This window comes from Brevibacillus brevis NBRC 100599, from assembly GCF_000010165.1.
GTDB lineage: Bacteria > Bacillota > Bacilli > Brevibacillales > Brevibacillaceae > Brevibacillus > Brevibacillus brevis_D.
In genome coordinates, this window is sequence record NC_012491.1 from 1345400 (window position 1) to 1361770 (window position 16371).

The 16371-nt window shown below is 46.9% G+C and carries 12 protein-coding genes and 1 other annotated feature; of the genes, 10 read left to right on the plus strand and 2 right to left on the minus strand.

The window, feature by feature from the left end:
• Positions 1-8 precede the first annotated feature (8 nt).
• The 5 genes from BBR47_RS06945 to BBR47_RS06965 all read left to right on the plus strand — a co-directional run bounded on the left by BBR47_RS06945 (position 9) and on the right by BBR47_RS06965 (position 8639).
• A complete protein-coding gene (locus tag BBR47_RS06945) occupies positions 9-536 on the plus strand; it encodes an HPP family protein (protein WP_012685045.1) in 528 nt (175 codons plus the stop codon).
• Positions 537-677: 141 nt separating this feature from the next.
• Positions 678-1286, plus strand: coding sequence for a Crp/Fnr family transcriptional regulator (locus tag BBR47_RS06950; RefSeq protein WP_012685046.1), 609 nt, complete (start codon positions 678-680; stop codon positions 1284-1286).
• Positions 1287-1355: 69 nt separating this feature from the next.
• On the plus strand, positions 1356-2036 hold the full coding sequence (locus tag BBR47_RS06955; protein ID WP_012685047.1) for a queuosine precursor transporter: 681 nt from the start codon (positions 1356-1358) through the stop codon (positions 2034-2036).
• A gap of 171 nt (positions 2037-2207) precedes the next feature.
• A complete protein-coding gene (locus tag BBR47_RS06960; RefSeq protein ID WP_012685048.1) occupies positions 2208-7697 on the plus strand; it encodes a chitobiase/beta-hexosaminidase C-terminal domain-containing protein in 5490 nt (1829 codons plus the stop codon).
• A 603-nt stretch (positions 7698-8300) separates the two neighbouring features.
• Entirely contained in the window at positions 8301-8639 is a 339-nt protein-coding gene (locus BBR47_RS06965) for a darcynin family protein (protein ID WP_041749290.1), read from the plus strand.
• Between the two features lie 81 nt (positions 8640-8720).
• Here the strand turns inward: BBR47_RS06965 and BBR47_RS31890 are convergent, their stop codons facing one another.
• Positions 8721-9488, minus strand: a complete 768-nt coding sequence (locus BBR47_RS31890) for a carboxymuconolactone decarboxylase family protein (RefSeq protein ID WP_012685050.1) — start codon at positions 9486-9488, stop codon at positions 8721-8723.
• Between the two features lie 189 nt (positions 9489-9677).
• On the opposite strand from BBR47_RS31890, the gene BBR47_RS06975 reads away from it, so the two are divergent.
• On the plus strand, positions 9678-10055 hold the full coding sequence (locus tag BBR47_RS06975) for a MerR family transcriptional regulator (protein ID WP_012685051.1): 378 nt from the start codon (positions 9678-9680) through the stop codon (positions 10053-10055).
• Between the two features lie 437 nt (positions 10056-10492).
• Here the strand turns inward: BBR47_RS06975 and trpS are convergent, their stop codons facing one another.
• The gene (trpS, locus tag BBR47_RS06980) at positions 10493-11479 is read right to left on the minus strand and encodes a tryptophan--tRNA ligase (protein ID WP_012685052.1); all 987 of its coding nucleotides are present in this window, start codon (positions 11477-11479) and stop codon (positions 10493-10495) included.
• Positions 11480-11603: 124 nt separating this feature from the next.
• Positions 11604-11882: a binding site (T-box leader), on the minus strand.
• A 107-nt stretch (positions 11883-11989) separates the two neighbouring features.
• On the opposite strand from trpS, the gene BBR47_RS06990 reads away from it, so the two are divergent.
• The 4 genes from BBR47_RS06990 (at position 11990) to BBR47_RS07005 (ending at position 16264) form a co-directional block, all read left to right on the plus strand.
• On the plus strand, positions 11990-12604 hold the full coding sequence (locus BBR47_RS06990; protein WP_155801073.1) for a TetR/AcrR family transcriptional regulator: 615 nt from the start codon (positions 11990-11992) through the stop codon (positions 12602-12604).
• A gap of 15 nt (positions 12605-12619) precedes the next feature.
• On the plus strand, positions 12620-13156 hold the full coding sequence (locus BBR47_RS06995; RefSeq protein WP_012685054.1) for an HXXEE domain-containing protein: 537 nt from the start codon (positions 12620-12622) through the stop codon (positions 13154-13156).
• A gap of 41 nt (positions 13157-13197) precedes the next feature.
• Positions 13198-14520 (plus strand): ArsR family transcriptional regulator, encoded by a 1323-nt coding sequence (locus BBR47_RS07000; RefSeq protein ID WP_231850570.1) that lies wholly within the window; start codon positions 13198-13200, stop codon positions 14518-14520.
• 157 nt (positions 14521-14677) lie between these two features.
• Complete coding sequence (locus BBR47_RS07005; protein ID WP_012685056.1) at positions 14678-16264, plus strand: M4 family metallopeptidase; 1587 nt, start codon at positions 14678-14680, stop codon at positions 16262-16264.
• The last annotated feature ends 107 nt before the right edge of the window (positions 16265-16371 follow it).

Below are 16371 nucleotides of genomic sequence, written 5' to 3' on the forward strand. Positions count from 1 at the left end.
TGGCTGTGATGAATGGTGAATGGAGCATAAAGGATTTTGTAGCCAAAATGAAGGGGAGAAGTAGAACGCCCTTGAAAATATCTGGCTCAGTTGCTTTGATTGGGGGCCTTGGCGGATTAGTGACGATAGGGGTACTGGGCATGCTGACGGAATTAACTACTGCGGTCTGGTTGATGGCTTCATTTGGAGCAAGCTGTGTGCTTGCTTTTGTGGCCTGGGATTCGCCGTTATCTCAGCCGCGCAATATCATCGGAGGGCATTTTTTCACCAGCTTGGTTGGCGTTCTACTCTATCAAATAGGCGGATCGCAGCTGTGGGTAGTAGCTCTAAGTGTCGGTCTTGCGATTGTCGCCATGCATGTGACGAAAACGACGCATCCTCCTGCAGGCGCCAATCCGATCGTCATTGTCATGGATGGCAAGGGGTGGGAGTTTTTATTGTCTCCGGTACTCATAGGTGCAGTAGTGGTTGTGCTGATTGCTCTGTTCGTTAATAACATGCATAAGAAACGTGCTTATCCTGTGTTTTGGGTATAGCAGTATTAAGGTAAGAGATGGCCGCCTTTTATGAGGTGGTCATTTTTTCATGGAGGAGGAAGAGGGAGAGGTGATTGACAAATAGATCTAAATACATAAAAGTATAGGTAACTAGTTATTTGGGATGGCGAGGGTTGCATCATGAGTGAGCAAATCGTTCTAGCCAAGAAAACAGTATTTCAGACACCGACCGACACTCGAATGGGCATTTTCTTCATTCAAAAGGGACTCCTGCGTCTTTCTCGGCTGAACGAGGAGGGAAAGTCCTTTACCGTGGGATTGCTGGGACCAGGAGCTGTTTTTGGCGAGATTGAGGAAATGGTGTTAGGGTCACGCGCTGTTTACATTGAAGCAATGCAAAAAACGACCCTTACTCATTGGAGTGTGACTCGGATGGAAAAAATGCTGAAAGCATGTCCACCAAGCCTGAAAGAAATGATGTTGCAGTTGTCAAAACGATTGGGGGAACAAGAGGAGAGGATGGAAAAGCTGGCCTTGGAATCGGTTAGGGATCGCGTATTGCATCTGTTGGTTCAATTATGTCAGCGGTTTGGAAAAGCAGAAGAGCCGTTTTGGAAATTGACCGTATCTCTCTCCCATCAGGAGATTGCCAACATGGTGGGGGCGACTAGAGAAACCGTTTCATTAGCATTAGCCGGTTTAGTCGATGAGGGAATAGTGTTGGTGTCCCGCATGTCGATTGCTGTGCATGCCTCGAGAATGGTTGATAAAATAAGCGAATGCAAGTAAAATGATTGAATGCCCAAAATGGGCCGCGGTTCGTAAACTCCCGCGTTATCAAAACTAGGAGGAAATCATATGTTTAATTTTTGGATCGGAGTGATTTTTGCTCTGGTTAACTTCGGGCTGTTCCTGCTCTGCTACCGATTGTTCGGCAGAATGGGACTGTACGCGTGGATCGGGATGGCTACCGTGCTAGCCAACATCCAGGTTGTCAAAACAATCGAGATGTTCGGTTTGGTCATGACGCTCGGCAATACGATCTATGCATCTATTTATTTGGTAAGCGATCTATTGAACGAGAAGTATGGAGAAAGAGAAGCGAAAAAAGCCGTGTGGTTCGGCTTCTTTACCTTAATTGCGGCAACAATCATCATGCAGCTCGTGCTGGTGTTTGAACCACAGGAAACAGATATCGCCCAAGGTTCCTTGCAGACGATTTTTGGCTTGATGCCAAGAGTGGCATTGGGTAGCTTGTGTGCGTATTTTGTCAGCCAATTTGTCGACGTGAAAATCTATTCGTGGTTGAAGAAAAAATGTCCAGGTCCAAATCAGCTCTGGATTCGCAATAATGGAAGCACGCTCTTCAGTCAGATGCTTGACTCCGTTACCTTTTGTACGATTGCCTTTTTAGGAGAATTCCCGATGGACGTATGGTGGCAAATCCTATTGACTACCTACCTGATCAAGTTTGTCGTATCGGCAGCTTCGACACCGGTTCTATATATCGCACGCAGTATGAAAGTAGACGAAAGCTAATTGACAAAAACAGAGAAAAACCGCCAAGGACGATGGAGCTTGGCGGTTTTTGTTTTTCTATGTTTAGAAGGATTATACAAACTTTACATCAAATTTACATAAGATTCAGGTTATACGTTTACCATCTTATAGTAGCTACTTCCGAATGATGTGAGGAGGAATGATGCAAGAATGATGAAAAAAAGAGGAAGTGCTTCCCGATGGCCGAAGCTGGCGTTAATAGCCGCAGTCATGATGGGAACAGTTTTACCGACCGGGTGGATGCCACAGGCAAAAGCTGCGCGGGCTGATCATGTGGTGATTAGTGAGGTGTATGGGGGTGGGGGAAACTCTGGTGCCCATTACAAGAATGACTTCATTGAACTGTATAACCCGACAGACAAGGCTGTTTCGGTTGGAGGCTGGTCAGTGCAGTATGCTTCTGCTACGGGAACGGCGTGGCAAAAGGCAGGGCTGACTGGAAGCATAGCCCCGTACGGCTTCTATTTGGTTCAGCTAGCAACATCGGGTGCAGTAGGAGGGGAACTGCCAACTCCTGACGATAGCGGGACTTTGAACTTGTCAGGGACGAATGGGAAGGTTGCGCTGGTTAACAATGGCGACCCGTTAACAGGGGCAGATGTCACCTCCCAGGCCAGTGTCGTGGATATGGTCGGCTTTGGTACTGCCAATTCATCTGAGGGCAACTCACCAGCACCAGCTCCTTCGAATACGACCAGCGTCCAACGCATTAGCGACGAGCGCGGCATTGTGCCGAACGGAGGAAATGGCTGGGATACCAATAACAACGGCAATGATTTTATCACGGGGGCTCCTACCCCAAAAAACACGCAAAGCCCAGTAGAACAGCCGCTACCAACAGACGTGACCGATAAGTTGAATGCTACTGAACTTATTTTTGATCATACTGATCCTATCCAAGCAACAATTCGCGGCTATGTCGGTCAGGGGCGAACTATTAAGGTTTATGCGAGTCAGCCTACAGGAACAGGTAGCGACACTCCTTTGGCCCAGCAAGATTCGGATGCGTCCGGACTGATCGAGCTGACTTTTTCCAATCCCGATCCAAATGCGCAGGGAGTCCATCTCACAGCAACGGAAGGGAGTAAGAAGGAAAGCACGAGCATCGAGCTGAGGCCAGCGGTAGCCAGCACAGCTATGATTCAGGATAAAGTCAGCCTGCAAGCATTGAACGGTGTGGGCGAGCTGAGAGGAGTAGCAGGTGCGGCAGCAGGGAATGCGATCCTGCGTGCATACGATCCGCAAAAACAACCGCTAATGCTAAGTAACAAAGAAACAGGAACGGCACAGGCAAACGGGTCATTTTCTTTTACGATTCCAAACATCGATCAGCTGGATCATATTTTCGTAACGCAGCAAACAACTGGGGAATATGGCAAGTCGTTTGAGAGCCCGGAAGTTAGCATTACCAAGTCAGCCGTAGGTTCGACTACGATTGCAGAAGCAAGAAACACCCCGGTAGGCACGAACGTGATTGTCGTCGGAACGGTGACGGCGATGTTTGAAGCGGGCGGCCAAAACAACGTGTATTTCCAAGATGAGACGGCAGGACTCGTACTTCGTGCGCCAGGGCTGACTGGCAAAATTGAGGTGGGAGACAAGATCCGAGCTACCGGAAAAATGAGTGATTATTATGGACTTGCTCAACTCGAAGCGCTCACCAATAACGTGGAAATGGTGCAAAAGCAAGCAGGTGTGCCTAGCCCGCAAGTTGTAACTTCTACTGATTTTGCAGCTGCTACAGGAGAGGCTTTGGAAGGCAAGCTGGTAACTGTGAAGGTGGTTACTGTCAAAACAGCATCAAGTGGCAATTACACGCTGGAGGATCAGCACGGTACGTTTGTGTCTCGACCGGATGCCTCTCTGACACTTCCAGTGAACAAAAGCTATGCAGCTATGACAGGCGTGGTGAACTACGACCGCAATGTTTACAAGCTGGTGCCGCGCACTGTGGCTGATCTCGTCGAGGACGAGAATAAAGTCCCGATGGTCACAGCGAGCCCAGCTGGTCCTATGGTGACAAAAGGAACAAAAGTCACGCTCTCGACGACGATGGCTGACGCTACGATCTTCTATACGGTAGATGGTTCAACGCCGAGCAGAGGAAGCATCAAGTATACGGGACCGATCCAGATTGATGCGGATACGACCCTTTCAGCCATAGCTGTCAAAGATGGTTACACAGACAGCAATCTAACGACCTTCCGCTATGTGATTCAAAAAGATAACATTCGTATCCATGACATTCAAGGAGCCTCGCACCGTTCACCGATGGCGGATGGAACGGTCACCAATGTTCCGGGAATCGTAACGGCTATCGTCGGAAGCGGCAGCAATGTACAAGGCTTTTATATGCAAGATCCGCAATCGGACGCAGACCCATTTACCTCTGAAGGCATTTACGTTTACGAGCCAAAAGCAACGGTCGCCCCCGGCGATGAAGTAACGGTTAGCGGCACCGTCAAGGAATACGTACCATCGAACAGGGCAGGCACAGACCTCACCCAGACCCAAATTGATGCAACCTCGTACGCAGTTGTCAAGCCAGGTCAATCACTCCCAGAACCACTCATCCTGGGCAAAGACAACTACGAATATCCGAAAGGAATTATCGACAACGACAGCCTCGGCAAATTCGATCCAGACCAAGACGGCATCGACTTCTGGGAAAGCCTCGAGGGCATGCTGGTACAAATCGACAATCCAATCGTGGTTGGCGAAACCAAGACGTTTACCAATCCACGCGCAACGGAATTTGTCGTCATCGACGATCGAGCTCATCTGAGTCAGCCGCGTACGCCAGCCGGCGGAGTCGTGCTGGAAGCCAATGATTTTCACCCTGAGCGCATCACGGTATCGGACAAACTCGAATCGATTACCGGAGAGGTAAAAGTCGGCGACAAATTTGACGGACCGCTGGTAGGCATCATTGACTACAGCTTTGCGAATTACAAGCTGTTCCATACACGATCATTTACGGTACAGCCAAGCCATTATAAGCCGCCAGTGACAAGTATTTCGCCAAAAGAAGATAAGCTGACCATCGCTTCGTACAACATCGAGAATTTTTCGGCAAAAACCGATTCCGCCAAAATCAACCGCATCGCCGAGACGATCGTGGACAACATGAAGGCGCCGGATATTATCGGTGTGGTGGAAATGCAGGATAATAATGGACCAACGGACAATGGGCAAACAGATGCGACACAGTCTGCGGATGCATTGATCAAAGCAATGGAAAACAAAAATGGCCCGACGTACCGATACATCGATATTGCCCCACAGAACAATCAGGATGGTGGTCAGCCAGGAGGAAACATCCGTGTCGGCTTCTTCTACAACCCAGGACGGGTACAGCTGGCAGCAGGAACGCCAGGAGGCGCGACTGATGCGGTGCAAATCGAGACACGAGATGGTGTAGCGCATTTGTCACACAATCCAGGACGGGTAGATCCGACCAATGCGGCGTTTGCTTCGAGCCGTAAGCCACTGGCAGCGGAGTTCATTTTCCAAGGCGAGCCAGTCATTGTCATCGCTAACCACTTCAACTCTAAGGGTGGAGATCAAGCGCTGTTTGGAAAAGATCAGCCGCCACAGCTGGTCAGTGAAGTACAACGAATGAAGATTGCCCGTGTGTTAAATAGCTTTGTAAAAGAAATCCATTCAGCACAAGCAAAAGCAAATGTTGTGGTGCTGGGTGATCTCAATGATTTCCCGTTTTCAAACCCGGTGCAGGAATTGGCAGATGGCGTTTTGACCAATATGGTGGAGAAACTGCCGAAGGGTGAGCAGTATACGTACGTGTACCAAGGGAACTCTCAAGTCTTGGATCAAATTTTGGTCAGCAACCATTTGGAGGATGACACGAAGGTTGACATCGTTCACATCAACGCTGGCTTGACCGAGAACGAGGGGCGTGTGAGTGACCATAATCCTGTCCTTGTCCAGTTGGACTTGAAGGATCGCGGCACACCGGAAAAAACAGCACAAGAAGTGGCGGAAAGCATTACGCAGCTCACACAGCCAGCAGCAGGTGAGACGCGCTTGAAGCTGCCAGTAGTACCTACAGGCTTTACTATCGCAATCAAGTCTTCTAGTGATCCAGCAGTCATTGCGCTGGACGGCAAAATTACACCGCCATATCGCCTGACGAATGTAGACCTTGTTTTGGAGGTCACACGAGCGTCCGATCAATCGACAGCAGAAACTACAGCATTGACCGTGCAGGTTCCAGCCAAGCCGGATTCACCACCGCCAGTGACACCGCCGGACAGAACACCGACACCGGACTCGCAGCGAGAGTTGAACAAGCAAGCAGCTCAGGTCATCTCTGCAAGCAGCGAGGAGAAAATCATTTTAGGACAGGTGGATCAAGTACTCAGCCATCTGGAAAAACTTCTGGAGGCCAAGCAATGGACGCCAACTGAGAAATGGGAGACAGTCACGGATACAATCAAGACTGTACTCGAGGCAGTAGCCGAGCAGGCCGAGCGAGGAACCATCAGTGAAGAGACACTCCAAGATGTGACGAAGAGCTTTTTGGACAAAGCATTTGACCCGCTCACTGAAGATGGCATCGAGGATGAAGAGATTGCCCGCTTGGCACTTGCCTCCTTGACGAGCTTGGCAAAAACAGCACTGGAGCCGCTCGATGAAAAGGATATTTCCAAAGAAGTAGCCAAGCATGTCCGTACACTAGCAGAAGAGCTTTTGAAAAAGCTTGGCACTGTCGTCGTAGATGATGGGGATGAGATCAAGGCAGATGACGAACAAGTAGATGAACTTCTGGAGATACTCGGGGAATTCATGAAAGCAGTCGAGTCCGTGAAAGAAAAGATCGGTTTTGCCCCTGTGCTGTTCGTTCAGGTGAAAAAAGGCGATAACGATGCGAGCGATACGGGTTCTCGCAAGGGAGAATCTGCTGATCCGACAGTGACTCTGGAACAGAAGCTCGTTGAACAATTAAAGGAAAAAGAGGTAGGTATTCGCGTAACCTTGGAGAGCGAAGCATGGGTAGAGGTGCCAAGCGCATATTTTTCCGCTCAGCGTGCAAGGAAGTTTGCCCTCGCTCTGACAGAAGAAAATGGGAACGGGTGGAAAGGTGTGCCGAACCCTGGCGAAGCGTATCAATTGCAAGTGTGGAGTAACGGCAAAAAGGTGACCAGCTTCGGTAAAACAGGTTTTACACTGGGTCTGCCAGTCGCCGATGACGCAAGCTCCAAGCTCCAAGCTTTCTCATACAGGAGCAATATGTGGAAACCAGCAATTGGACTCAAGGGTAAAGCGATCCAGGTGACAAAAGAAGACGATCTAGGGATCTTTTCAGTAACGACCGCGGCCTCTTATGTCGTCGGGGAGAGTGCCCTGAAAAGGATCGAGATCGAGCCGAAATCTCTCAAGCTAGCCCAAGGGGAGGAAGCCCAGCTCAAGGTAATGGCGATTCTTGGTAATGATGCAGAAGAAGACGTTACTGAAGCGGAGGGTATCGAGTTCACATCCAGCAAGCCCGAACTGGTAGAGGTTGATGAGTCAGGACGTATTCTTGTCTTGGATGACGCCAAACCAAGGACAAGAGTGACCATCACGATCAGCTACGCTGGCAAAACAGCCAAGGTAACTGTCACGGTTAAGAGCAATTAACGAAAAGTGTTCCATAAAAATAAAGTTGTAGACTGTAAAATAAAGTATTAGACTGGCTGCCAGCTATTCAACTAACGAGAAATTAGTTTAAGATCAAACGCGGGGAACCGTACGACAAGTGATGGTACACACGATCAGAAAAGAAATAGTACCAGTGGTTAGATAAGTTATTTACTAACATAAAATAAGGGAAGATTAAACATTGAAAAAGCCTCTGGTATACACCAAAGGCTTTTATCATCTTTTAAGTTAGTTTATTGCATTAAAACTAGTGCTTTTCCAAATTCTTCGGCGCCATCTGGGCCGTCACCTGTGATAATGTCACTATGTATGTGCTTTCTTTAAATACGTGGATAATTCTTGCGCCTTATTGAGTCTGGTGATTACGTAAGCTGCAATTATTTTTGCTCAGAAGGTTTATTCCGGTTATTTTACACACTGGCCAACGGCAGGGGATATAATGTCGTTTTTTCACTGGAGAATGATTTTGTTACTTCCTATTCAGTATCATTTCGCTTCTTACATAGGTGTATCTCCTGTATCGTTAAGCTTTGATTCCTGATCGATTACAAAATCCGCAGAATTCAATATTTCTATAGGAAGATGCGATATATGATGATCGTGTTATTGGAGTTTTATCCTTCCTGGCTCGCATTATCTCGGGAAGAGCGCAATAATCATGCTGCTTCTTCGCAGAAGATCGTCCAAAAATACAATCAGCATGTTCAGGCCCGCTTTTTTGATGCTGAGGCGCTTCCAGGGAAGGAATTTACTGATTTTGTGGTATGTGAAGTAGACGATCTGAAGCAGTATCACTATATATGGGAAGAAATTAGAGACTCCTTGGTTTACACCCAGGGATACATGAAGATTAAAGATGTCATTATGGGCATGGAAAATGCTTTTAAGTCCTATGAGTCGGAAGTGCTCAAAATGAATTGATCAAGTTAGTATGTAAAAAGACCGGAAAAACTCTGTGAGTGAAGTCCGGTCTTTTTATCAACTTGCCCTATCGGTGAATAACTATGTTAAAAATATCTTTTTGGCAACATTTATAGCATTCAAGACTTTAGGAAATCCCGTGTATGGGTAGCATTGCAGTAATGCCTCAATCACTTCTTGTCTCGTTAGACCTACACGAATAGAGGCATTGAGATGAACGTGCAACTGTGGCTCGCATCCACCTTGAGCAGTTAAGGCTCCTAATGTGACGAGTTGGCGCTGTTTAGGGTTTAGTCCTGAGCGGCTGTAGATTTCACCAAACGCAAATTCAATGATTTGTTCAGCTAATACAGGGGCAATCTCGGCAAGTGAATCGGCAACCGCCTCACCATGTTTGCCGTCGATTTCTTGAAGTTTCGCTATGCCTCTTTCCCGTCGTTCCCCTACAGAATGTAGTAGTTCGTCCTCGATGTTTACTTCGATATTTTGTTCTGCAAAAAGTTGTTTCGCAACGGTAATGGCATTTAAAGCACGAGGAGCGCCGCAAAAAGGAATACAATGGGTAGCAATTTCAATAATTTCGTTCGGCGTAATTCCAACTTTCAAACCGAAGTTCATGTGCCATTTTAGTTGATTTGGAGTATCACCTAACGATGTTAACGCAGAGATCACGATCATTTCTCTTTGTTGATAGGTGAGTACGGGATTATTGAAAACTTGCCCAAAAAATTCAATAATGTACCGACTTATGTGGGGAGATACATCGCTTAAAGCATGAATAACCGCTTGGATTCCTGCTCCATCAGTTTCTTGAAAAAGTTTTTTTCCATTTTCATAGTTTGAGTTCATCGCTTAATTGCCTCCAGTTTTGAGGTTTTCTATTTCCCGGTACTTCAAATGTAGTTTATTATTGCTGCTCGAAGTCAAATATAGGTTTTTACAATAGAATTTGCTATTAGGTAGAGGTTACTAAAGCATTTTTCTATTTTTTTGATCTACATTTAGTTATAGTAACTATAACGAAAGGGGACGGATCGGATGTTATTTTCAATGAAATATGTAGTTGATAACTTACATGTGTCTGCAAATACACTCAGATTTTATGAAACGGAAGGGTTGTTAAGAAATATTTCTCGAGATTCAAATGGTCGTAGAATATATAATGATGACGATTTGAGATGGATCAACTTTATCCGATCTCTGCGGTTGACAGGAATGCCTATTTCTAAAATAAAAGAATATATCGATCTTTATGAATTAGGCGATGAAACATTCCTGCAAAGAAAAGAAATGATGATGCAGCATAAATTAGAAGTGCAGAATACAATCAATGAAAACCTAAAACATTTAGAAGTAATAAGTTATAAGGTTGCGATGTACGAACTTCAAGAAAGGAAAGACACGCAGAAAATTTAGTATACTGGACTGTAAGATAAAAGCTCGGCTGTATGCCGAGCTTTTCCAATGAATACACAGTTGTTTCAACATGGTTGTTTGTTACACGTTCCCGCGCCACAGAGGTATTTGAAGATTATTATAAATATAATGGGACCCTTATTCTGAAGTGACTTGTGTATGGAAAACCAAAGATATAAGTAAGCTACATCTCAACTAACGAGTAACGTTAGTTGAATGACAACAGCGGCAGTCTAAGACTTTATTTATCAAGTTTTGGGCCGCAACTGCTCCTTTTAATGGATCAGTCTAAAACTTATTTTTCAAAAGCTAACGATTCTTCAATTCTAAAATCGCGTTAAATCAACGACTCCAGTCTAATACTTTAATTTTACCAAACAAAAAGAAAACGGGTTGGGAGAAAGCTTCCCAGCCCGCTTTTTTGTTGTGGAAATGGATTAGATACGTGCCATCCCCATCGCTTTTTCAACTTTGTACAACATCTCGTTCGCGACTTTATTCGCTTTTTCTGCCCCGGCAGTCAGGATATCATCCAGCTCAGAGGAGTGGAACAGCTGCTCAAAGCGTTCTTGAATCGGACGGAGTGTTTCTACGACAACTTCTGCCAGCTCGGTTTTGAATGCGCCGTAGCCTTTGCCCTCGTACATCGCTTCAATCTCATCCAGCGTTTTTCCAGAGCAGAGGGAGTAGATGGTCATGAGGTTAGAGACAGCAGGCTTCTCTGCTTTGTCATAACGCACAACGCTGTCGGAATCCGTTTGCGCGCGCTTGATTTTTTTCGTGATGGTGTCTGCATCATCCAGCATGGAGATGAAGGCGCCTTGGTTTGGATCGGATTTGCTCATTTTCTTGGTGCCTTCAGCAAGAGACATGATGCGTGCGCCAGTCTCCGGCAGGCGAACCTCTGGGATGGTGAAAATGTCGCCATAACGGTTGTTAAAACGAGCGGCTAAATCACGAGTCAGCTCAAGATGCTGCTTCTGATCCTCGCCCACAGGGACGAAATCAGTGCTGTACAGCAAAATATCAGCCGCCATCAATGGAGGATAAGCCAGCAGACCGCCTGGAATGGATTCGCCGCGTCCATCGGATTTGTCCTTGAATTGAGTCATGCGCTCCAATTCACCCAAGTAAGAGGTACACAGCATGATCCAGCCGAGCTTGGCATGGGCCGGTACTTCGGATTGGACGAACAGCGTCATTTTGTTCGGATCGAGGCCAACGGACAAATAGAGAGCCGCAAGACGACGGATGTTCTCGCGCAGGACAGCAGGCTCCTGTGGAACGGTGATCGCATGCTGGTCTACGATGCAGTAAAAGCAGTTGAACTGATCTTGAAGCGGAACGAAGTGCTTCATTGCGCCCAAGTAGTTGCCGAGTGTCATAATGCCGCTCGGCTGAATGCCGGAAAAGATGGTTTTCATGGGAAAGTTGCTCCTTTCAATCGTGAGATATGAATTCAAAAAGTCGACTTTTCAGAACTACTTCGTGATCAAAAGTCGATTTTTTGAATGTCCGCTTTAAATACAAAAAGGTCCATCCGCCCTGGACAGGGACGAATGAACCGTGGTGCCACCCTTGTTATTTCGCGCAAGGAATCATCCATACGCAAAATCTCTTTAATCCGTACCGTTTCTGTGTAAGACAGCTTGATACGGTGTCCATTGTAACGTACGGACGTAACGCCAAAGCCTACTGCCGCCATGAGTAGCGGGTTTGGTTTGGAGCTCGGAAGCCCATTCATCATTTCCTTAACACTGATTCGCACCAACCATCAGCTCTCTGAAGTCTCGTAAAATGACTACTCTTCTTCCTCATTGCCATCAAATGATACCCTTTGAGCAAACATTTTACATAGAGTGGATTAAAAAAGCAAGTAGGTCTTGACAAAAAAATCCAGTTGTTGTAAAAATAACTCAAGAGTTACATAACTGATGAGTTACTTTTGGGGTGAGGAAATGACCAATGACAAACTGTCAAAAGGAGAGTTGAGTCGCAGTCGGTTGCTTGCGGCAGCAGCTTCTGAGTTCGCGGCAAAAGGCTTTCATCGTACACGGGTGAGTGACATCGTGAAAGCAGCAGGTTTGACACAGGCTTCGTTTTACCAGTATTTCGACAGCAAGGAAGGTCTGTTTCAGCAGTTGACGGACACATTCTTAACCAGGCTATGGGAATTGGCGGACGGCGGTCAAAAGGTAACGGCCTTGACGAAGGCAGATGTCTTCCAGCAGGTACGGGAAAACTTGCTCGCCTTGTTCCAATTTTTTCAGGAGCAGCCTGACTTGACCCGGATTGTGCTGTATCAGGCAGAAGAGGCCGAAGAGCTGCATCGTAAGCTGGCTGCCATTGTTGCTGTCAATTTGCGACAAAATCAGACTGCTGGGCATGTTCGTGTCGAGTTGTCTGTGGAGGTAGCGGCAGAGGCAATGATCGCAGTCGTAGACCGTATGACGACGCGGTATTTGCTGACGGGTGAGAAAACAGCGGAGCAGCTTGTAGATGACGCGGTATCTTTTTTGGCATATGGAATTTTGCAGACAAACGAATAGAAAGAGGGTGCTTGCATGCTGGAGCTGTCTCATCTGATTTGGCTGTTTTTAGTCGTTTTCATGTTTCATGATTTCGAGGAGATCGTGATGGTAGAGGGGTGGGTGCGAGCCAAGAAAGACATCATTAGACGGGCTGTGCCAAAACTGCTGATGAAGATGCTGGAGCCATCGCTTTCGATGAACACGGCGCAATTTGCGGTCGCAGTCTCTTGTATTTTCGCGGTTTTATCGGTAGCGGTTATCCTGACTGTCACGACACTTTCGTCTGGAACGTACCTTCCGTTTTTCCTGGTTTGTCTGCATGTGATGTTTCTCCATGTGTTCATACATGTTGGTCATACCGTTGTCCTTCGCACGTACACACCTGGTGTGGTAACGGCTGTGGTATTCGTTTTGCCGTATAGTTTATATACATATGATCGATTGCTTGAGGCTGGCCTTGTGACGTGGCCGTTGCTATGGAGTACATTGCCTTACAGCTTGTTGATCATACCTGTTTTGTATGGGGCACACAGGATTGGAGAGGCAGCAGGTAAAATGATCCCCCGATGAGAAAAAGAAAGGGAGTATGTTATCCTAGTAGGAAGATTGGTGTGAAAGAGGGAGTTTTGTTGAAGCTGCGACTAGGCGTAATAGGCGCGGATGATTCACTTGCCATCATCGAATCAGTCATGCGAGAGTTTCCTGAAATTGAATACTTGCCGATTGTCTATTGGAAAGAGGAGGAAATCCTCGATCTGATCATGCCACATGTGGATGAGGTGGATATGTGGCTTTTCTCCGGACAGGTCCCTTATGCCATGGTGAGCGAGTCAGGCAAGGTTCAAGTGCCGATGGCGTATGTGCCTCATCTCGGTGCGAGCTTGTACAGAACCTTGCTTCATCTGTCCCATCAATTGGGAGTCCGGGTGGACGAAGTGAGCTTTGATACATTTTCACCAGAAGAACTGGAGCATTTTATGGACGAAGCGGGTATCGCTGGCGGCTACAAGTGGCTCAAGCATTACGAGGGAGCGATTTCAGCCGATGAACTGGCGAATTACCACGAACAGCTCTGGAAAGCAGGCAAGACAAAGGTGGCTGTCAGCTGCTTGCGGACAGCAGAGTTAGAGCTGACACGCAGAGGTGTCCCTGTACATCGGGTCGTGCCGACGCGTGCAGGAGTGATTTCGGTCATTCACATGCTCTTGCGAACACACGAAATGCTTCACTTCAAAGATACCCAGATTGCCGTACAGATGATGGAGATCGATCCCTTCCGCGAGCTTGCTGGTGGCAATTTTTCTACAGATGAGTGGCAAAATGCCGAGATCAAGACGATGGAAAAGCTGTTGCGTTACGCAAAGCATTTGCAAGGTTCATTGAAGACAGCGGGTCCCGGACGCTACGTTATTTTTACAACGCGGGGGAATTTGCAAGAAGTTACTCGTGATTATTCGACAATTCCCGACTTGGATGAGATGTTCGACATTCGTGCTGATCTGGTAACATGTGGGATCGGGATTGGCAAGACCGCTTATGAAGCGGAAATCCACGGTGGCGCGGCCCTCTTACACGCCAAAGAGCGAGGGAGCGGCAATTGGATGGTCTTTTTCGATGACAAAAGCGTCGTGGGGCCGCTCGGGCGAGACGAACAGCTTACGTATCGGTACGACTCAGAGAAGCTGCAAGCGCTCAGCCAGCTTACCTCACTCAGCGTCATGACACTGGCGAAGCTTGAATCCATCCTGAAAAAGCGTGGGTCTCAGGATATTCATGCCCACGACTTGGCATCGCATCTACAAATATTGCCACGAAGCGCCAGACGCATACTGATTGAGCTGGAGTCAAAGGGCCTTGCGCAGGTCATCCGGGAAGAAAATCCGCACCCGCGGGGCAGACCGCGCAAGGTGTATCGGATCATCTTGCAATCGTAATTGTAATAAATTTACCAATTAATCATTTCTTTCAGGAAATGATTTTTTTGTCGTTAAAAAATTGTTCTCAAATTCACATTTATGACAAATAATAAGAGATGTAAACAACTATGAACTTACATAAAAAACAATATTTTCCAAGGAGGAGTTAACGAGTATGAAGAAATCGGTTTTTGCAGTAACACTCAGCTTCGCATTAGGTACCACTACATTCCTTCCGTTGGCAACGCAGGCCGCATCCGAAAGCATCGTGTATAGCGCTGAGTGGGATACCCCCGAATTTATCGGAGAAGAGTTCGAAGCAGAAGAGCTGGATGGCGAAGAAAAAGTTTGGGGATTCCTGGAGCAGTATCAAGACTCCTTCCGTATTGATGGAGATGTGAAAGATCACTTTAAAGTGCTAGATGAAGTGACAGACAAAGAGACAGACATGACTCACTACCGTGTACAAGAAATGTACGAGGGCATCCCGGTCTATGGTTACCAGCAGACGATTCACGTAAACGAGGATGGAAATGTAACAGCATTCCTCGGAAACTACGCGCCTGACCTGTCAAACAATGATAAGCTGACGGAAAAACCAAAACTCAAGGCAGATAAAGCGGTCAAAGAGGCCATCAAGGATTTGGAGGATGAAATTAACGAAAAAATCGAGAAGTTCGAAGTAAAGCCAAAAGGGGACCTCTACGTGTACATCCACGAAGATGAATCGTATTTGGCTTACGAAGTGGAACTGAATTTCCTCGATCCGCTGCCAGGGCGTTGGAAGTATTTCATCGATGCAAATTCTGGTGAAGTCATTAACAAATACAATATGCTTCATGAGATTACAGGAACGGGTACAGGAGTACTGGGTGACACCAAATCGTTCGAAGTAACGAAAGTAAGCAATAACAACTACACGGCGAAAGACACGACTCGCGGTAAGGGAATTGAGACGTACACTGCACGCAATAGAACCACCCTGCCAGGTACTCTTGGTTCTGACACGGATAACAATTGGACAGATGGAGCGCTTGTCGACGCACATGCGTATGCACAGAAAACCTACGATTACTACAAAAACGCACATAACCGCAACAGCTTTGACAACAATGGTGCGAAATTGATCTCCACAGTCCACTACAGCAACAGATATAACAACGCATTCTGGAACGGTACGCAAATGGTATACGGGGATGGAGATGGAAGCGTATTCCGCCCATTGTCCGCCGGACTGGATGTCGTTGCTCATGAATTAACTCATGCTGTCACAGAACGAACAGCCAATCTGATCTATCAAAACGAGTCCGGTGCACTGAACGAATCCATTTCTGATATCTTCGGGGCTATGATTGACGACGACGATTGGCTCATGGGCGAAGATGTATACACGCCAGGAACGCCTGGAGATGCACTGCGCTCTCTCGAAGATCCAACCGTTGCAGGTGATCCAGATCACTACAGCGATCGATACACAGGTCCAAATGACAATGGAGGCGTACACACGAACAGCGGTATCAACAACAAAGCAGCATATCTCCTCGCAGAGGGTGGCACACACACCGGTGTAACTGTAACAGGCATTGGTCGCAATGACACAGCAAAAATCTACTACTACGCCCTAACAAACTACCTCAATCCAAACTCTAATTTCTCCGCTATGCGACAAGCAGCCATTCAATCCGCAACAGCTCTTTTCGGTGCTAATTCCCAACAAGTAAAATCAGTAAAAGCCGCGTATGATGCAGTAGGCGTGCAATAATTACTGAGATATTTCGTGACGCGAAACAATTTTCATACTAGTAAAAATTGTCTTGCTCCTTGTGGGGTAAGGCAATTTTTTGTATGTTGGTGGTAATTTACAGCGTG

Bases quoted from the DNA above. Each gene is read 5' to 3' on its own strand.
- BBR47_RS06945 (WP_012685045.1), top strand. From the start codon at position 9: ATGAATGGTGAATGGAGCATAAAGGATTTTGTAGCCAAAATGAAGGGG.
- BBR47_RS06950 (WP_012685046.1), top strand. From the start codon at position 678: ATGAGTGAGCAAATCGTTCTAGCCAAGAAAACAGTATTTCAGACACCG.
- BBR47_RS06955 (WP_012685047.1), top strand. From the start codon at position 1,356: ATGTTTAATTTTTGGATCGGAGTGATTTTTGCTCTGGTTAACTTCGGG.
- BBR47_RS06960 (WP_012685048.1), top strand. From the start codon at position 2,208: ATGATGAAAAAAAGAGGAAGTGCTTCCCGATGGCCGAAGCTGGCGTTA.
- BBR47_RS06965 (WP_041749290.1), top strand. From the start codon at position 8,301: ATGCGATATATGATGATCGTGTTATTGGAGTTTTATCCTTCCTGGCTC.
- BBR47_RS31890 (WP_012685050.1), bottom strand. From the start codon at position 9,488: ATGAACTCAAACTATGAAAATGGAAAAAAACTTTTTCAAGAAACTGAT.
- BBR47_RS06975 (WP_012685051.1), top strand. From the start codon at position 9,678: ATGTTATTTTCAATGAAATATGTAGTTGATAACTTACATGTGTCTGCA.
- trpS (WP_012685052.1), bottom strand. From the start codon at position 11,479: ATGAAAACCATCTTTTCCGGCATTCAGCCGAGCGGCATTATGACACTC.
- BBR47_RS06990 (WP_155801073.1), top strand. From the start codon at position 11,990: ATGAGTTACTTTTGGGGTGAGGAAATGACCAATGACAAACTGTCAAAA.
- BBR47_RS06995 (WP_012685054.1), top strand. From the start codon at position 12,620: ATGCTGGAGCTGTCTCATCTGATTTGGCTGTTTTTAGTCGTTTTCATG.
- BBR47_RS07005 (WP_012685056.1), top strand. From the start codon at position 14,678: ATGAAGAAATCGGTTTTTGCAGTAACACTCAGCTTCGCATTAGGTACC.